The sequence below is a fragment of the Glaciihabitans tibetensis genome, from assembly GCF_003003265.1.
GTDB lineage: Bacteria > Actinomycetota > Actinomycetes > Actinomycetales > Microbacteriaceae > Glaciihabitans > Glaciihabitans tibetensis.
In genome coordinates, this window is sequence record NZ_PVTL01000003.1 from 313,756 (window position 1) to 329,290 (window position 15,535).

Sequence of the window (15,535 nt, forward strand, 5' to 3'; positions counted from 1 at the left end):
CCACTACTGTGCTCGCCCGGCGGTGATGGACTTCCTTAGGTGGCGGGCGAGTTCTGTTGCATAGGGTTCTCGGAGGATAGGTTCGTGTAGCGCGGCTACCCGCTCGAATTCGACGGCGCTTGCGAGAGACGCGGACCACTGGTCTGGGCCGTCGGGGTTGTCCTCCGCGTGGACCAGAAGGACTCGGCCCGCGTAGGGCCTGACCCGATACTTTCGGGCCACCCGCAGGGTGAAGTCGAAAAACGCCTGGAACTGGAGCTCGCCGCGGAAGGTCGTCAAACCGAGCAGGTACGAGCGCGCATGGCGGCCGAAATCCTTCAGCCCGAACAGCAACCTCTCCGTGCTTCGGTGCGGCGCGGTAGGAACTCCGTGCGCGTCACTCGCGGGAGTATCATCGGCGGCTGCCTCCTCGGTGCCCGGAAGGTAGGTGTCGATCAGTGCGACAAGTTCAACTTCCTCGCCAGCCTCGGCGAGGAGGTGCGCCACCTCGAGGGCCACCAGGCCGCCGAACGAGTGCCCGGCGAGAAGGTAGGGCCCATGTGGTTTTGTAGTCCTGATGAATTCGAGGTATCGACGCGCATGGTCGGTGACGGTTCGGTCGGGCATTGCTCGTTCTTCCAGGCCGTGCGCTTGAAAGGCGTACACGTCTCGTTCGGGGAAGTGCCGGGCGAGTGGCCGGAACTGAAGTCCCAGGGCGCCTGCGCCAGCGAAGCAGAACAACGGTTCATTGCCGCCGCCTGCACTCAAGTGCACCACGTCGGGATGGGACGGCGATGCCTCGGCGTTTCCCGCGATCAGCCGGGCGAACTGCTCCAAAGTGGGGTTATTCATCAGGTCTGTGGAGCGCAGAGAAAGCCGGTAGCGGTCTTCGACCACGGCGAGTAGCTCCTCAACGCTGAGAGAGTCCGCGCCGAGGGCGAGGAAGTCATCGTCTTTATTGACGAAAGGCAGGGCCAGGAGCTTTTCCCAGATGGCCGCGATCTCCGCCTCCTGCGCCGACAGGCCCAGCTGCCGATGACGCGCAGGGACCGCGGGCAGACTTCGCCGGTCAACCTTGCCGCGTTCCGTCCGTGGCAGGGCGCCTAGTTGCAGAATCTCGGAAGGGACCATGTACTCGGGGAGGCGCCCTCGAAGCTCCTTGCGCAACGCGGCGTTTGATGGCGGAATGAGACCAGCCGACGGGACCACATAGGCAACCAAGCGAGAAACGCCATCGTGGTTGTTGGCCATGACAGCCGCTTCTTCGACCGTGTCGAGGGAGAGAAGGGCAGCTTCCGTCTCACTAGGTTCAACCAGGTAGCCACGAATTTTCACCGCTGCATCAGCACGGCCGAGGAGCGTGAGGTGGCCCCGCCCATCGAAGCGACCGCGATCGCCCAGCCGGTAGACCCGAACGCCGTTCACGTCCACCGAAAACCGCTCAGCAGTCTGCGCCTCATTGCCCCAATACCCTGTCGAGGTGTAGTCGCTTGTCACGACGACGGAACCTACCTCGCCTTGTTTGACGGGTGATCCGTCCTCGCCGACAAGAGTGACGACTTTCAAGTCGACTACCTGCCCCGCAGGCAACGAACAATCAGGGATAGCTTCGTCACCCGTGATCGTATGCAACGCGATCATCCCCGTCTCGGATGAGCCGGCCCAGTTTGCCAGCACCGCAGTGGCCCCAAGATGCTCCCGTATTGCTCGGAGGTCGCGGCCGTGGACGGCCTCCCCGACCGTGGCGGCGACGCGTACGGAGGGCAGAGACGCGAGCGGGGGCATCCCCGATGCGATGGCACGCATGAGGTGTGGAGTGCACAAAATGACCGACAGGCTGTTCTTGCGAATGTAGGAAACGACAGCGGCAACGCCCTTGTCGCGAGAATCCAGACACCACACGCTCGCGCCGTTGAGCAGCGCCGCCCACAATGCACAGGTACCGGCCGAGTATCCCAGCGGAAGGGTCATAAGGACACGGTCCTGCACATCGAACCCGAGCCGTTCATGGAAAGTCACGACGTCCGACAGGACAACATCCTGAGTGGTCGAGACCCCTTTCGGTGCACCCGTGGACCCGGACGTGAAGACGATCGTGAAGATGTCCTGCCCTCGAGCCGCTCGTCCTCGCTCCAACTCCAGCTCCAGCGAGGAGTCGACCTCGTCGCGTGCGTGCTCAGCCGCCTTGAAGGAGACGAGGGAGTCGTAGGCAACCACGTTGGTCAGACAGTCATCTAGCTGAGCAGCAGCGCCTGCGTGCTGGCGTGCAACCACGGCAGACGACATCCCCACAAGATTCACGATCGTACGAAGACGTTCCGCGGGAAGGTGTGGGTCGAGCATGACCAGGGGGCGTCCAATTTTCAGCATCGCTATTGCCACAATCACTGCGGATGCGTCGTGGCCCATCATCGCCCCGAGCGGCTGCCCATCGTCGGGCACTGCGTGGCGCGTATTTTTTGCCACGATGTCACTGAGGGCGTCCGCTTCCGCAAACGTGAATCGGACCCCGTCGCCTTCAATCGCGAGCGCATGGGGTACCGCCGCAACCACCTCCAGCCAGCGACCGAGCATGGACGCGGCCGGATCCGGCAGGGCAAGCGAACTCACCACAGCTTGAGAAACACCGGGAGATGTTTTCGTGCACTGCGCAGGCGATTTCGCGACGTCTGAGGGCATCAAGCGGGGGATCCCTTCGTAGATGACGAGCACGGGAAGCGCTTGAGCTATGCGCGGACGACAAAATAACCACAACACTGCAGGGCATAAAAGACCCCCGTTTAGGGGGGAGGTTGAGGGCGGCGGCCGCACTAGCATGTTGGTTCCGCCGCCCCCAACGGCGGCGATGACAACCGCCCGATTCCGTGGAACTTCTGCAAAAGACTGCTACTTCGCCCGTCCGTCTAGCAAAGGAACTGTCATGCGATCACCATTCGAGCAGAACCCCTTATTCATCAACACGGTGTTGCTGGGCGGGACCACGGCAGACAAAATCCGTGCTGCAAGCGTCGCTGGTTTCGACCAGGTCGAGTTGTGGCGTGAAGATCACCGTTTGTTTCCGGGCGGTTCTCGGAAGCTTCGGGGTTTGCTTGCTGAGCAGTCCCTCGGACTGGCGGATCTTCAGGTGCTGCGGGATTTTGACGGAGCTCCCGACGACCTGCGAGCATCGAAACGCCGTGAGGCGCTGCGCTTTCTCGACTCAGCCGTCGAGTGCGCGGCTCCGCTCGTATTGGTCGCGGCATCCACCGACCCCCGCAGCATTCGCACGCGGATTGTCGAAGACCTCCAGTGGCTAAGCGATGAAGCAGCGAAACGGCAGCTACGGGTCGGCTACGAGAGTTTGTCGTGGAGTTTCAGAAACTCCACCCTCGTCGATGCGTGGGCAAGCGTCCGCGAGGCGAACCGCGACAATCTCGGAGTCGTCGTGGACTCCTTCCACATTCACGTTCTACACCGAGACGAATCCGATCTGGATGGCATCCCGGTGGAGAAAATCTTCCTCGTTCAGCTCTCCGATTTGCCCGGCCCGGTTCCTGCGGGGATGCTCATCGAGGTAGCGCGGCACCGCAGGTTGCTTCCCGGGACAGGGATCTTCGACCTCCGTTCGATTCTGTCCCGCCTGCTCTGCGTCGGTTATGCAGGACCAATCGGCGTGGAAGTCTTTAATGACGCGATGAAGGCAGCCGACCCCGCCCGAGTTGCTCGGCAAGCAATGGCAGCGCTCCAGAAAGTTCTCACCGACATTACGTTGCAAGCAGATGGCGAAGATCTCGCAGAGACCGGCACCACTGAGGCAAATCGGCTGCGCACGCGTCACTCCCTACGCCATCCCGCGGTCAACACTGGCTGGAAATGAGCGGCCCGCGCGCTCCCTGGTGCTGGTTCGCGTCCGCGCGGGTTGCCGTGGTGTGACCTCGGTCAGCCGCTTGGCGCATTGGCGCGCCCGAGCGCGTTGAGGACGCGGCTCACACTCCGCGTGTCCTGCTGTGCATCGGGCGAAGTCCATTTCGGTCCGTACCGGTTGGAGAGTTCGATTAGCCGTTCGAAGAAGTGAGCCATTCCAGGCGTACCCTCCAGCGGTTCGACATACTCCCAGGTCTCACCGCTCGCGAGGAGTGCGGCGGTGAGCAGGTCGGGCCGTGATGGTTCCCGGTCGCGGAGGAAGACGTCCTCGAATTCGTCGCGGATTGCGTCGTGAGTGGCAGGGTCGGCCGGCCGGACTCGCGTTTTCGCTAAGAGACCGGACCCCTCATGGTGCACGGTGACGATTCCACGCTCGGCCAGATCCTCGATGATCGTCTGTCTAGTCGAACTGTACATAAGCCAGTTCTGGAGCGACTTCCTGGTGTTTTTGGGGTCAGCGACGCGGGCGAGCAGGCTGTCGAGAGGCGCGTTACCGGTGGGTTCGAACCCGGACTGTTCGAGCGTGAACTTCTCACCGCCGAACGGTCCGCGCTTCGACACAACTGCGACGCGTCCGCGTTCGATGAGTTCTACTACCAGCGCCGCCTGGAGGGTGTAGTCGAAGTTGCCCGTCTGACTTGAGAACGGGGAGCGAATCTTATGGTTGTCCGTGCGGCAGGCCAGAAGAGCTAGTCGTTCGGCGAGCGTTTGCGCCTGTGTCATGCCGCTGACTCTAACGGAGGGATGTCGCCGGAGTGCCCCGGCGTGACCGCGCCATGATGGAGGCATGACAGATTCTCTCGACGCGAGCGCGAGCGCGAGCGCGAGCACTAACGCGACCCCGACCCCGACCCCGAACGCTTTGCCCGGCGCTGACCTGCCCGACCACCGGGGACGCACCGGCCTCCATCTCACCGGACGCGACCTGAATCGCAACCCCAACGTGGTCGTCCGCGACGTCGAGGTGACATCGCGCGGCTGGCAAGTGCTGCGCCGCACCTCGTTCGACTACCGCTCGCAGAACGGGCAATGGTCGACCCAGCAGCGTGAGACCTACGACCGCGGCAACGGAGCGACGATCCTGCTTTACGACGCGCAACGCTCCACCGTTCTGCTCACCCGGCAGTTCCGATTTCCGGCCTACGTGAACGACCACCCGGACGGCATGCTCGTCGAGACGGCGGCCGGTCTTCTCGATGGGGATGCCCCGGAGGCAGCCATCCGCCGTGAGGCCAGCGAGGAACTCGGAGTGGATGTCGGGCCGCTCGAGCACGTGTTCGACGCCTACATGAGCCCGGGATCTGTCACCGAGCGACTCCACTTCTACGCCGCGCCCTACACACCGGCCGACCGCACGAGCGAGGGCGGGGGACTGGACGAGGAGGGCGAAGACATCGAGGTGCTCGAACTCGGTTTTGCTGACGCGCTCGCCATGATTGGCGATGGCCGGATCGTCGACGGCAAAACGATCATGCTGCTGCAGTGGGCGGCGCTGCGGGGGCCGTTTTCCGGCCGCTAATCGTCGCGATTCGCCCGCGCCTCGTGTGGGCACCGGGCGATCCGCAGCTGGTGGAGCGCATCGTCGCCCGGGCTCGACGGGGAACCCTCCGCTCCTGAGCGGCGGCACCGCCCTGATCGACTCCAGGTACGGCGACAACGCCGCGCTCCACAGCGCACCGGATGTCGGGGGACGCGCCCACGTTCTCACCAACGGCGAGTTCGACATGCCTGCGTCACAGGAGTCTCACCGCGATAAGGAGCATCAGGTAGGCCAGTCCAGTGAAAAGGATGGAGGCACCGGCCCCGATGCCAACAACGGGCCACGGGCTGAGACCCCGTGCCAGCGGCCGAGCGATCGCGAGCACAGCGGTGATCGCCCACACCACAATCAGGAGTGGTTCGATCCCATTCGCCGACACGAAAAAGAGCGTCGAGTCGCAGGGAATACTCGTACCGCACCTTGCCACCATCATTGAACTCAGCTGGATGAATGTCCACGCGGCAGCGGATAGAAGAAGATGAGCGACGATGCCCGGCAGCGCGCCGAGTGCGTACCCGAGCCGCCGCCGTGCGTCCTTATGAGGCTTCACCGTTGGTTACCAACTTCGAACCTATGGCGGCTTGTCCTCAAGTATTTGTGTGATTTCTTCGACGTCAGCGGCGTACTCATCCCCGCCCCAGCGCGCTGGTGGTCACGGCGACCAGTTCCGTGCCCGTGCTGAGCTCGATCTGCTCTCGGGGGTCGAGGGTGGCGTCGAAGCATCCGGTCGTGTCGTGGCGACGTCGTACAAGCACGACTGGGGGACTCAAAGGCCTCAGCCGGGGAGATTAGAAGGAGGGCGAACGCGCTCACGGCTACAGCGGTGAAGGCGACAATGCGGCGGGCAGTAGTCACATAATGAGTAAAACACACATTTATTTGATGAGATCCTTACTAGTTCCTAACACTGAGTGATTCACCCCGACTTGCGGATACAGCTAGAGGGCAAGGCCGACGGTCGCGGCGCTTGGACCGCCGCACGCGTCCGTCGCGTCCGCTCGCGTCCAGTCGATGTCGGTGACGGCTTCGGCAATCACGACACCCTCGCCAGACAGCGCCTGAATCGTGACGGGTGTCGGTGTGCTCATCCCCATGCTCACGGGCACTTCCCACGTGTTCTCGTCGAGCTGCCTGCTATCCAGCCCGGCGCACTCACCATCAACACAGAGCCGCACCAGGTCCACGGCGTCGGTGGGGCCGGCCAGCTCGATCTCGAGGGTATTGACCCATCCCATCTCCGGGCACGCCCGCGGGTACGCGCAACCAGCCAACCCAATCGTCACGACGAGCGCCGGAAGGAGCGCCGCGGACACTCGGCCACTCCCGTGCGATAGCGAATCCCGTCTCATAGCGCGCTACCTCTCGATGACGAGCTCGACCGGACCGGCGGCGCCCGGACCACCGCATTCCGCGGACCCGCCGACACGCGTCCACTCAAGCTCGGCGACAGTTTCGGCCACCACCACTCCGTCTGCAGACAGCGCCTGAACCGTGACGTCGTCGGGAGACGACATGTCGACGGCGATGCTCCAGGTGTCGTCGTCGATCCTTGAGGCGAATCCGTAGGCGATCACAGACTGCTCAGGTGAGGGAGTGAACGTCGCTGAATCGCTGGGGGCAAAGGTGTTTACGACGACGGGAGGACTGTCAGAAGGCAAGGTTGGCCCCGCTGTGCACACCTCGTCGACGCAGAGGCGCACATCGTCAATACCGTCGGCGGGGCCGACGATCTCGACCGAGACCTTGTTCGTCCAGCCGATCGCCGGACAGGCAATCGGGTCAACACCGGTGAGGTACGCGCACCCTCCAAGCGCGAGGGCTGCCCCGAGCGCCAGCGTTCCCCGCAGTGCACGCCGGCTCGCCGTCTCGATTCGTGCGCTCTCCGTCATGACAAAAGTCTGTCGTGTGGCTGGTCAGACAGCTACCCAACGAACTTCGTGTTCTGATCGTCAGGGTGCGTGCGGCGAGGGTAGCGGCAGCTTGTCGCCACCGGAATGCGCAAGTCAGCGAGACCGGTTCCGCTGTGAAAGGCTGAGAGCATGTTCGAGATTGCCGACCGCCTGCTCGCTGCCCTGGAGTGCGGCCAAACCCTCGCCGTCGCCACCGCCGTGTCGATCGATGGCAGCGCCCCGCGCACGGTCGGAACCTCGATGGCTTACGACGGCGAAGCGGTACTCGGGTCCATCGCGGGAGGCTGCGTCGAGGGGGCAGTAGTCGGCGTCTGCGACGAAGTCTTACATGATGGGATGTCGCGGACCGTCGAATACGGCGTGAGCGACGAAACCGCGTTCGAAGTGGGACTCACCTGTGGCGGCCAACTGCGCATCCACGTGCAACTGGTGACTCCCGATTCGGTCGTCGCGCGACAGCTGGCCGCGGCGGTTCGCGGGGACGCCGCGGGAATCGCCAGTGTCGTCGGCTACGCACGCGTAGTCGACACCGAGAGCGGAGACCCCGTCAGCACCAGTGTCGTCGGCTCCGGGAACTCGCGCGCTGCGAATGGGGTGAGCGTTGTTGTTGGTGGCTCCGACGACCGTTTTGCATCCCGGATCGAGGCGGAGCTGGCATCCCGCATGCTCAATGGAGTCAACACGCTCAGCATGATCGACTGCGAGGGCGAGCTACTCGAGACGTTCTTCGAGATCGCGGCGTCTCCGGCCCGCATGATCATCTTCGGGGCGATGGAGTATTCGGCGGCGTTGAGCCGGGCCGCCGTGGTGCTCGGCTACCGGGTGACGGTGTGCGATCCGCGGCCGCTGTTCGCGACGCCGACGCGGTTTCCGGATGTCGAGGTGGTGGTGGCCTGGCCGCCGCACTACCTCGCGGAGACCGAGACCGACGAACGCACCGTGATCTGCGTGCTCAGCCACGACGACCGGTTCGACGCCGATCTGGTTGAGCTGGCGCTGCAGCGGGGTGTCGGATACGTCGGTGCGATGGGTTCCCGCCGCACCTCGGACCGTCGGTTTGACGAACTGCGCGAGCGGGGCGTCGCCGAAGAGTCACTAGCGCGCCTGCACTCGCCGATCGGACTGGACCTTGGCGCGAGCACCCCGGAGGAAACCGCGGTGTCGATCCTTGCTGAGGTGATCGCTGCGCGCGCGGCGAAGCCGGGCGTGCCGCTGATGTCTACCCGCGGGTCCATCCACCGCGTCACGGCGTAGCCCGCGTCCGGCGCTCGAGTACCCGCTCGCGGCGGTAGAAAAGTGCTCGCCGCGGTACTTAGCTGCAACCCAAGTGCTCGCCGCGGTAGAAACCGACTCGATGCGGTAGTTGTTTCTACCGCGCCGGGTGGGTTTCTACCGCGCGGAGCGTTAGAGGGCTGAGGTTTCTACCGCGCCGAGCAGCTAACTACCGTCGCGAGCGGCTAGGCGCGCCGAATCGTGCTCGCCCGCGCCCGCTCCACCATCCGCCACAGCCGGTCGCGCGACATGGGCAGCTCCTGCGGGCGCAGGCCCAGCGCGTCCCGGATCGCGTTCGCGAGCGCCGGGGCAACCGGGTTGTACGGCGCCTCACTCATCGACTTCGCGCCCAGCGGCCCGAGGTCATCGTGGGTGGACGCGAAATACACCTCGGTGTCGGGGATGTCGGCCATCTGCGGCACGCGATAGTTGCGGAACGCCTTCGTCAGCACCCGTCCCTCGCCGTCGAGCGTCATCTCCTCGTACAGCGACGAGCCGATCGCCTGGGCCGTGCCGCCCTCGATCTGCCCGCGCAGCTGCTCCGGGTTCAGCACGGTGCCGGCGTCCGCCGACTGGATCGACTGCAGAATGCGCACCTCGCCGCTGGCCGGATTGACCGCCACCCGAAACGCGTGCACGTTGAACGCGATTGACCGGGGCGTTCCGTCATGGCGTCCGGCGGCCAGCAGCGGTCCATTTTCGAGAAGAGTGGATGCCGCGATCACGCGCTCCCCGACCCGCACTCCCTCGGGCACAACCGAACCTCCCGCGAAGCCGAGCGACGCCGCACGCTCAACCATCCGCGCGGCCAGCAGCCTGGCGCCCGAGTACAGCGCCTTGCCGGCCACCACCACACCGGCGGAACCGAACGCGCCCGTGTCGTAGCCGACGACGTCGGTGTCGGACTGGTGGATGTGCATGCGGTCGGCCGTGGTGTTCAGCGCGGTGGCCGCGAGTTGGGCGTGCACGGTGGTGGTGCCGTTGCCGAACTCCGCGGTGCCCACGCTGATCGAGTAGCGCCCGGTGGGCAGCAGCTCGATGGTGGTTTCGGCGAAGTGCCCGCGCGGGGGAAGCGACGCGATCATCGCCATCGCCATGCCGGTTCCGACCGGCCAGCCCTCCGGCGCCGACGCGCCGTTGCCGCGCAGCAGTGCGGCCTCGGCGAGGTCGAGGCACTGGTCCAGGCCGTAGCTGCCGTACAGCAGGTCGCTCTCTTCGTGCGGATCGGTGACGACGATCGGATCTCCCGGCACGATGGAATTGCGACGGCGGAACTCGAACGGGTCGATGCCGAGCTTGCGGGCGAGTTCGTCCATGGCCGACTCAACCGCGAAGACCACCTGCCCGAGGCCGTAGCCGCGGAACGCCCCCGACGGCAGGTTGTTCGTGTAGACCGACTCGGCGTCGACGCGTTTGTTCGCACAGCGATAGATGGAGAGCGATTCGCTGACGCCGTGGAACATCACGCCGATGCTGTGGTTGCCGTAGGCGCCCGCGTCCATCAACTCGTCCACGGCGAGGGCGGTGAGCGTGCCGTCCGCGGTGGCGCCGACGGTCACGTTTAGACGCACCGGGTGCCGGGTGGGGGCGATGGTGAACTCGTCTTCGCGGGTGAACTCGTATTGCACGGCCTGCCCGGTGGCGAGCACGGCGAGGGTGACGAGGTCTTCGGTGAGCAGCTCCTGCTTGCCCCCGAACCCGCCACCGACCCGCGCGGTGAAGACCCGCACGCGTTCGGTGTCGAGACCGAAGATGTGGCACAGCTCGTCGCGCACGAGGTACGGCACCTGGCTGGAGGTGCGCAGCACGAGCCGGCCGTCCTTGTCGAGCCAGCCGCGGGTGGCGTGGGTCTCGAGCGAGGCGTGGCTGACCCGCTGGGTGTTCCAGGTTCCGCTGACTACCTCGTCCGCAGCTGCCAGCGCAGCATCCACATCTCCCATCTCACCGTGCAATTGAGCAATGGTGTTGCGCTCGGGCGCGGAGATGCGGGACTCGGCGGCGCTCTTCTCGCCGTGCAACAAGGGGGATCCGGGGGAGCGGGCCAGGTCGGCGTCGAAGACCGCGGGAAGCACCTCGTACTCCACAACGATCGAGCGCAGCGCGCGCTGGGCGATCGCGACGGTCTCGGCGACGACCGCAGCAACCCGCTGGCCACGGAAGCGCAACACCGGGTCGAGCACGAGCGAGTCGTCGGGGTCGTCGGTGCGGTGCTCGTGGCGTCCGGTGGAGAAGAGCGTTGCGGGCGAATCCCGGTGGGTGAGTACGGCATGCACGCCGTCGAGGGCGAGCGCGGCGCTGGTGTCGATCGAGACGATGCGCGCGTGCGGGTGTGGACTACCGAGAACTGCGAGGTGGAGCAGGCCCGTGGCCGTGACATCCAACGTATACGGCTCTGTTCCGGTGGCGACCCGCAGGCCCGCGGGCGCGCGAACCGAGCTGCCCGCCGATGCGCCATCGGCCGGGCGGTCGGTGTTGCTCACGCCGCAGATGGCGTCCTTGATCGAGCGGTAGCCGGTGCAGCGGCAGAGATTGCCCTTCATCAGGCGGGGCAGGTCGGCTTTGTCATTTTCTGTGAGGGTGGATGCCGTGACGATCATGCCCGCGGTGCAGAAGCCGCACTGAAACCCGGCCGCGTCGACAAAGCTCTGCTGCAGCGGGTGGGGGTGCTCCGGGGTGCCGAGGCCCGCGACGGTGGTGACATGCGCTCCCTCGAGGCGGGATGCCGGGTAGATGCACGAGTGGATCGGCTCGCCCTCGAGCAGCACCGAGCACGCGCCGCAGTCGCCCGAGTCGCAGCCCTTCTTCACCTCGAAGTGGTCGAGGTCGCGCAGCAGAGACCGCAGCACCTGTCCCGGTTGCGGGGCGGCGGTTACCGGCTCACCGTTGATCTCGAACGTGAGGGCCTGGGTGACGGGGTTGACCGGGGTGACGGGGTTTACTGGGTTGGTACTCATGATGTGCCTCCGAGCTCGATCCGGAGCTCCTCCGCGAACCGGGCGCTCTGCCCGGCCCGCCAATCCGCGCTGCCATGCGCGTCGGTAAACCATTCGGTGATCGACCCGACCGCGGCGGCCAGCTGCGTGGCGCTCGGCAGCGCGTCGAAGCGCAGCTGGCGCGGCCGGGTGGTGCCGCCGGTGATGGTGAACACCACCTCGCCGGTCTCGTCGAGCCGGGCGATGACGAGGGTGCCGGTGCGGCCGAGCTCATTCAACGCGATACGGCGGAACCCCGTGCGCGAACGCAGGTGGTCGAGCGGAAATTCGATGGACCGCAGCACCTCGCCGGGCGCGAGTTCGTTGGTGCGCGACGCGAGCACAAATTGCGAGACGGGCATCCGCCGCTCCCCGCTCGGGCCGGCGTACCAAATCACCGCGGTGGCGTCGAGGCTGGCGGCGAGGGAGATGAGTGCCCCCGCGGGCAACGAGGTACAGATGTTGCCGCCGACGGTGGCGACGTTCCAGATTTTGAAGGAGGCGAGCAGCGAGTTGACGCACTGCGCGAACAGCGGTTGTGCCACCCACCCCTCCTGCGCGGGCAGGCGCAGCAGCTCGGCGATGGTGCAGGTGGCCGACACGATCAGGGCGTCGTCCGTGATCGTGATCGGCTCCCATCCGAGAGCGGTCAGGTCGACGAGCCCGAAAACGCCGGGTTGTGGTTCCGAAAACAGCCAGGTTCCCCCGCCGAGCGGGATCTCTCCTGGCGCAAACCTGACCTCGTTTCGGGTGGTGGGCACCCGGATTTCGCGTACATCAATGAGGTCCATCCTTCGAGTCAACATCATGGATGTGACGGGCGTGTAACGGCCGCGCGAGCTTCCACCAAAAACGAAGGTTTCCCCCGTGCGCGCGGTCGTGAGAAACGAGGGTCGCGCCGTTCGCGAGATACTGGATCAATGGCACGCGATCCTGATGAAGACGCCCTCAACTGGGGCGACGACGGTGACCCCACCTACCTCGATTCACCCGCGCCCGACCGGTCTTCTGCCCGCCCCGCGGATCGTGATGAGGCGGATGCCGCGGCCGCGACATCCGCCGACCCCGCCCCGACTGACGCGCTGCCGCACGACGAGTCCGCCACCGAGGCTGCGACTGCGGCTCCCGTCGAGCGGCAAGCGATGAGCTCGGTGATGCTCCTCTCCCTGGGTGTGCTCGCGGGTGTCTACCTTCTCTACACGGCGGGGTGGTTCACCAGCGCCGCGCGCAACATCGCGGTGCCGGTCGGGGCGCTCGACGTCGTAATGGCGCAGCTTCGCGAGTATCTCTCCGTCGCCGCTCCCGCACTCTGGTTCGTCGCAACACTGCTGTTGACGCGCGGACGCAAGGCTTCCCTGCGGCTACTCCTGCTGGTTCTCGGCGCCATCGTCCTGCTGCCTCTGCCGTTCGCCCTGGGGGTCTGACATGACTGACCGCACCGATTCCGAGCTCACCTCCCGCTGGATCGCGATCGCTGTCACCGCCCTGTTCGGCGTCATCTACGCCTACTACCTGTGGGACGCCATCCGGTCGATGATCGAATTACCCGCGCAGTACGAGCTCGTGGGCCTCGGCCGCGAAAACGCGCCCTGGACGCTCCTCGTGGCCGGAGTGATCCTCCCCGTCGTGGTGTACATCGCCGCGCTGATCGTCGGTGCGCGCCGCGGCGTCGCCGCCCGGGCGCTGATCTTGCTCGTCGGCCTCGGCGCACTCGCCTGCCTGAGCCTGTCGGTCATCGCCCTCGGCTAACGGTGTGCGGGGCGCCGCGCGGCACGGAATCGAGTGTGCGGGGCGCCGAACGGCACAACGAGTTGGGCGCACAACGAGTTGGGCGCGCACAACGAGTCAGAGCAGCAGTGCCAGCAGAAGCGCGATCAGCACCAGCTGCCCGACAAATCTCGGCCAGAACGGGATCGCCAGGCGTCCGAACCGGTCGGGATGCGCCGCGGCGTGCACGTTCGCCGGAAAAACGGCGATCAGAAACAGCACCAGCGCGATCACCGCGGCGACCCGAAACGGCGGCAGCAGCAGGCCCAGCCCGCCCGCGATCTCGCAGATCCCCGTGAACGCGACCAGGATCTGAGGGTTCGGGATGCCGCTGCGCCGAAGCGCCGGCGGGATCATCGCAGCCATCGTGCGCGCCGAACCAGGGACAAAGTGGGTGACACCCATCACGATGAACGGAGCGCCGAGGGCGAACGCCAGCACGGTCTGCACGAGCTCCGCGGTAGTCATCCGACCAGTCTTACAGGCCTTTGTGCCCAATAGCTGACGGCCTCTCACCCAGAACGCCTGCACTAAAGTGGGCACGGTTGTGCATACGCGCTTCCCCTCCCAGAATGAAGGATTTGACTCGTGGCCAAGCCGGTTGTGCTGATTGCCGAAGAACTGTCGCCCGCTACCGTTGAGGCCCTCGGCCCCGACTTCGATGTCCGCTCCGTGGACGGCACCGACCGTTCCGCGCTGTTGGAAGCTCTGTCCCAGGCCGACGCAGTCCTGATCCGTTCCGCGACCCAGATGGACGCCGAAGCGATCTCCTCCTCCAAGACCCTCAAGGTGATCGCGCGCGCCGGTGTTGGTCTCGACAACGTTGACATCAAGGCAGCGACCGCTGCCGGCGTGATGGTCGTCAACGCCCCGACATCCAACATCATCTCCGCCGCCGAGCTGACCGTCGGTCACATCATCAGCATGGCCCGCTACATCCCGGCCGCGCACGCCAGCCTCGCCGCCGGAACCTGGAAGCGCTCCAAGTACACCGGCACCGAGCTCTATGAGAAGACCGTCGGAATCATCGGCCTCGGCCGCATCGGCGCACTGATCACCGCGCGCCTGCAGGCCTTTGGCATGAACGTCATCGCGTACGACCCCTACGTCACGAGCGCCCGTGCGCAGCAGCTCGGCGTCACGCAGGTCACCCTCGACGAGTTGCTGGCGCAGTCCGACTTCATCACCATCCACATGCCGAAAACGCCTGAGACGACCGGGATGATTTCAACCGACCAGTTCGGAATGATGAAGCCGACCGCGTTCATTGTGAACGTCGCCCGCGGCGGCCTGATCGACGAGGACGCTCTGTATGCCGCCCTCAAGACCAACCGCATCGCCGGTGCCGGTCTCGACGTGTTCGTGTCCGAGCCGCCGCTGAAGTCCCCGCTGCTGGAACTCGACAACATCGTGCTGACCCCGCACCTCGGTGCATCCACCGATGAGGCGCAGGAGAAGGCCGGCGTCTCCGTCGCCAAGTCCGTGCGTCTCGCGCTCGGTGGTGAGCTCGTTCCGGATGCAGTGAACGTCGCCGGTGGTGTCATCGCCTCTGAGGTGCGCCCCGGCATCCCGCTGATGGAAAAGCTTGGTCAGATCTTCTCGACCCTCGCCAGCAGCCCGCTGGTCAGCGTCGACGTGGTCATCAGCGGTGAGATCGCGGCCCTCGACGTCAGCGTGCTCAAGCTCGCTGCGCTCAAGGGCATCTTCACCAACGTCGTCAGCGAGTCCGTCAGCTACGTCAACGCGCCGCTGCTGGCCGAACAGCGTGGTGTGGCCGTGCGTCTGATCACCGAGTCCGAGAGTGAGGAGTACCGCAACCTGCTCACGATTCGCGGTGCGGGAAGCGGCGGCGAGCAGATCTCCGTTTCCGGAACGCTGACCGGACCGAAGCAGACGGAGAAGATCGTCGCGATCAACGGCTACGACGTTGAGGTTCCCATCTCGGAGCACCACATCGTCATGATCTACACGGATCGCCCCGGCATCGTCGCCCTCTACGGCAAGGAGTTCGGCGACGCGTCGATCAACATCGCTGGCATGCAGGTCGCGCGCCGCGCCGCCGGCGGCCAGGCGCTCAGCGTGCTGACCGTCGATTCGCCGGTACCCGAGGCGCTGCTGGAGAAGGTGCGCGTCGCGATCGACGCCGACCTACTCCGCGAGATCGACATCACCGAGGGGTAAGGCAGTAAGCG

15 protein-coding genes are annotated in these 15,535 nt (G+C 65.5%); 6 read left to right on the plus strand and 9 right to left on the minus strand.

The window, feature by feature from the left end; all coding sequences use genetic code 11:
- Window positions 1-3: 3 nt before the first annotated feature.
- The gene (locus B0I08_RS07485) at window positions 4-2,592 is read right to left on the minus strand and encodes an alpha/beta fold hydrolase (protein ID WP_181243306.1); all 2,589 of its coding nucleotides are present in this window, start codon (window positions 2,590-2,592) and stop codon (window positions 4-6) included.
- Window positions 2,593-2,899: 307 nt separating this feature from the next.
- Here B0I08_RS07485 and B0I08_RS07490 point away from each other — a divergent pair, with 307 nt between their 5' ends.
- Window positions 2,900-3,835: a sugar phosphate isomerase/epimerase family protein gene (locus B0I08_RS07490; protein ID WP_106211370.1), complete on the plus strand. Its 936-nt coding sequence runs from the start codon at window positions 2,900-2,902 to the stop codon at window positions 3,833-3,835.
- 62 nt (window positions 3,836-3,897) lie between these two features.
- On the opposite strand, the gene B0I08_RS07495 is transcribed toward B0I08_RS07490, so the two are convergent.
- Entirely contained in the window at window positions 3,898-4,605 is a 708-nt protein-coding gene (locus B0I08_RS07495; RefSeq protein WP_181243308.1) for a GOLPH3/VPS74 family protein, read from the minus strand.
- A gap of 64 nt (window positions 4,606-4,669) precedes the next feature.
- Here B0I08_RS07495 and B0I08_RS07500 point away from each other — a divergent pair, with 64 nt between their 5' ends.
- Window positions 4,670-5,401, plus strand: a complete 732-nt coding sequence (locus tag B0I08_RS07500) for an NUDIX domain-containing protein (protein ID WP_106211373.1) — start codon at window positions 4,670-4,672, stop codon at window positions 5,399-5,401.
- A 214-nt stretch (window positions 5,402-5,615) separates the two neighbouring features.
- Here the strand turns inward: B0I08_RS07500 and B0I08_RS17735 are convergent, their stop codons facing one another.
- The 4 genes from B0I08_RS17735 to B0I08_RS07515 form a co-directional block, all read right to left on the minus strand.
- Window positions 5,616-5,972, minus strand: coding sequence for a hypothetical protein (locus B0I08_RS17735; protein WP_181243310.1), 357 nt, complete (start codon window positions 5,970-5,972; stop codon window positions 5,616-5,618).
- A 76-nt stretch (window positions 5,973-6,048) separates the two neighbouring features.
- Window positions 6,049-6,177, minus strand: a complete 129-nt coding sequence (locus B0I08_RS18150) for a hypothetical protein (RefSeq protein WP_281260200.1) — start codon at window positions 6,175-6,177, stop codon at window positions 6,049-6,051.
- 183 nt (window positions 6,178-6,360) lie between these two features.
- The gene (locus B0I08_RS07510) at window positions 6,361-6,735 is read right to left on the minus strand and encodes a hypothetical protein (protein ID WP_106211375.1); all 375 of its coding nucleotides are present in this window, start codon (window positions 6,733-6,735) and stop codon (window positions 6,361-6,363) included.
- A gap of 42 nt (window positions 6,736-6,777) precedes the next feature.
- Window positions 6,778-7,311 (minus strand): hypothetical protein, encoded by a 534-nt coding sequence (locus B0I08_RS07515; RefSeq protein WP_106211377.1) that lies wholly within the window; start codon window positions 7,309-7,311, stop codon window positions 6,778-6,780.
- 150 nt (window positions 7,312-7,461) lie between these two features.
- Between B0I08_RS07515 and B0I08_RS07520 the strand changes: the two genes are divergently transcribed.
- Entirely contained in the window at window positions 7,462-8,586 is a 1,125-nt protein-coding gene (locus tag B0I08_RS07520) for an XdhC family protein (RefSeq protein WP_106211379.1), read from the plus strand.
- 203 nt (window positions 8,587-8,789) lie between these two features.
- On the opposite strand, the gene B0I08_RS07525 is transcribed toward B0I08_RS07520, so the two are convergent.
- Together B0I08_RS07525 and B0I08_RS07530 are read right to left on the minus strand one after the other, a co-directional pair.
- Complete coding sequence (locus B0I08_RS07525; RefSeq protein ID WP_106211380.1) at window positions 8,790-11,558, minus strand: molybdopterin-dependent oxidoreductase; 2,769 nt, start codon at window positions 11,556-11,558, stop codon at window positions 8,790-8,792.
- On the minus strand, window positions 11,555-12,367 hold the full coding sequence (locus B0I08_RS07530) for an FAD binding domain-containing protein (RefSeq protein WP_106211382.1): 813 nt from the start codon (window positions 12,365-12,367) through the stop codon (window positions 11,555-11,557). The genes B0I08_RS07525 and B0I08_RS07530 overlap by 4 nt, the downstream gene beginning before the upstream one ends.
- A gap of 129 nt (window positions 12,368-12,496) precedes the next feature.
- Here B0I08_RS07530 and B0I08_RS07535 point away from each other — a divergent pair, with 129 nt between their 5' ends.
- Window positions 12,497-13,000 carry a hypothetical protein gene (locus B0I08_RS07535; protein WP_106211384.1) on the plus strand — a complete coding sequence of 168 codons (504 nt, stop codon included), beginning with the start codon at window positions 12,497-12,499 and terminating at the stop codon, window positions 12,998-13,000.
- Window position 13,001: 1 nt separating this feature from the next.
- On the plus strand, window positions 13,002-13,325 hold the full coding sequence (locus B0I08_RS07540) for a hypothetical protein (RefSeq protein ID WP_106211386.1): 324 nt from the start codon (window positions 13,002-13,004) through the stop codon (window positions 13,323-13,325).
- Between the two features lie 96 nt (window positions 13,326-13,421).
- Here the strand turns inward: B0I08_RS07540 and B0I08_RS07545 are convergent, their stop codons facing one another.
- The gene (locus B0I08_RS07545; RefSeq protein WP_106211388.1) at window positions 13,422-13,811 is read right to left on the minus strand and encodes a DoxX family protein; all 390 of its coding nucleotides are present in this window, start codon (window positions 13,809-13,811) and stop codon (window positions 13,422-13,424) included.
- Window positions 13,812-13,931: 120 nt separating this feature from the next.
- Between B0I08_RS07545 and serA the strand changes: the two genes are divergently transcribed.
- Entirely contained in the window at window positions 13,932-15,524 is a 1,593-nt protein-coding gene (gene serA / locus B0I08_RS07550; protein WP_106211390.1) for a phosphoglycerate dehydrogenase, read from the plus strand.
- The last annotated feature ends 11 nt before the right edge of the window (window positions 15,525-15,535 follow it).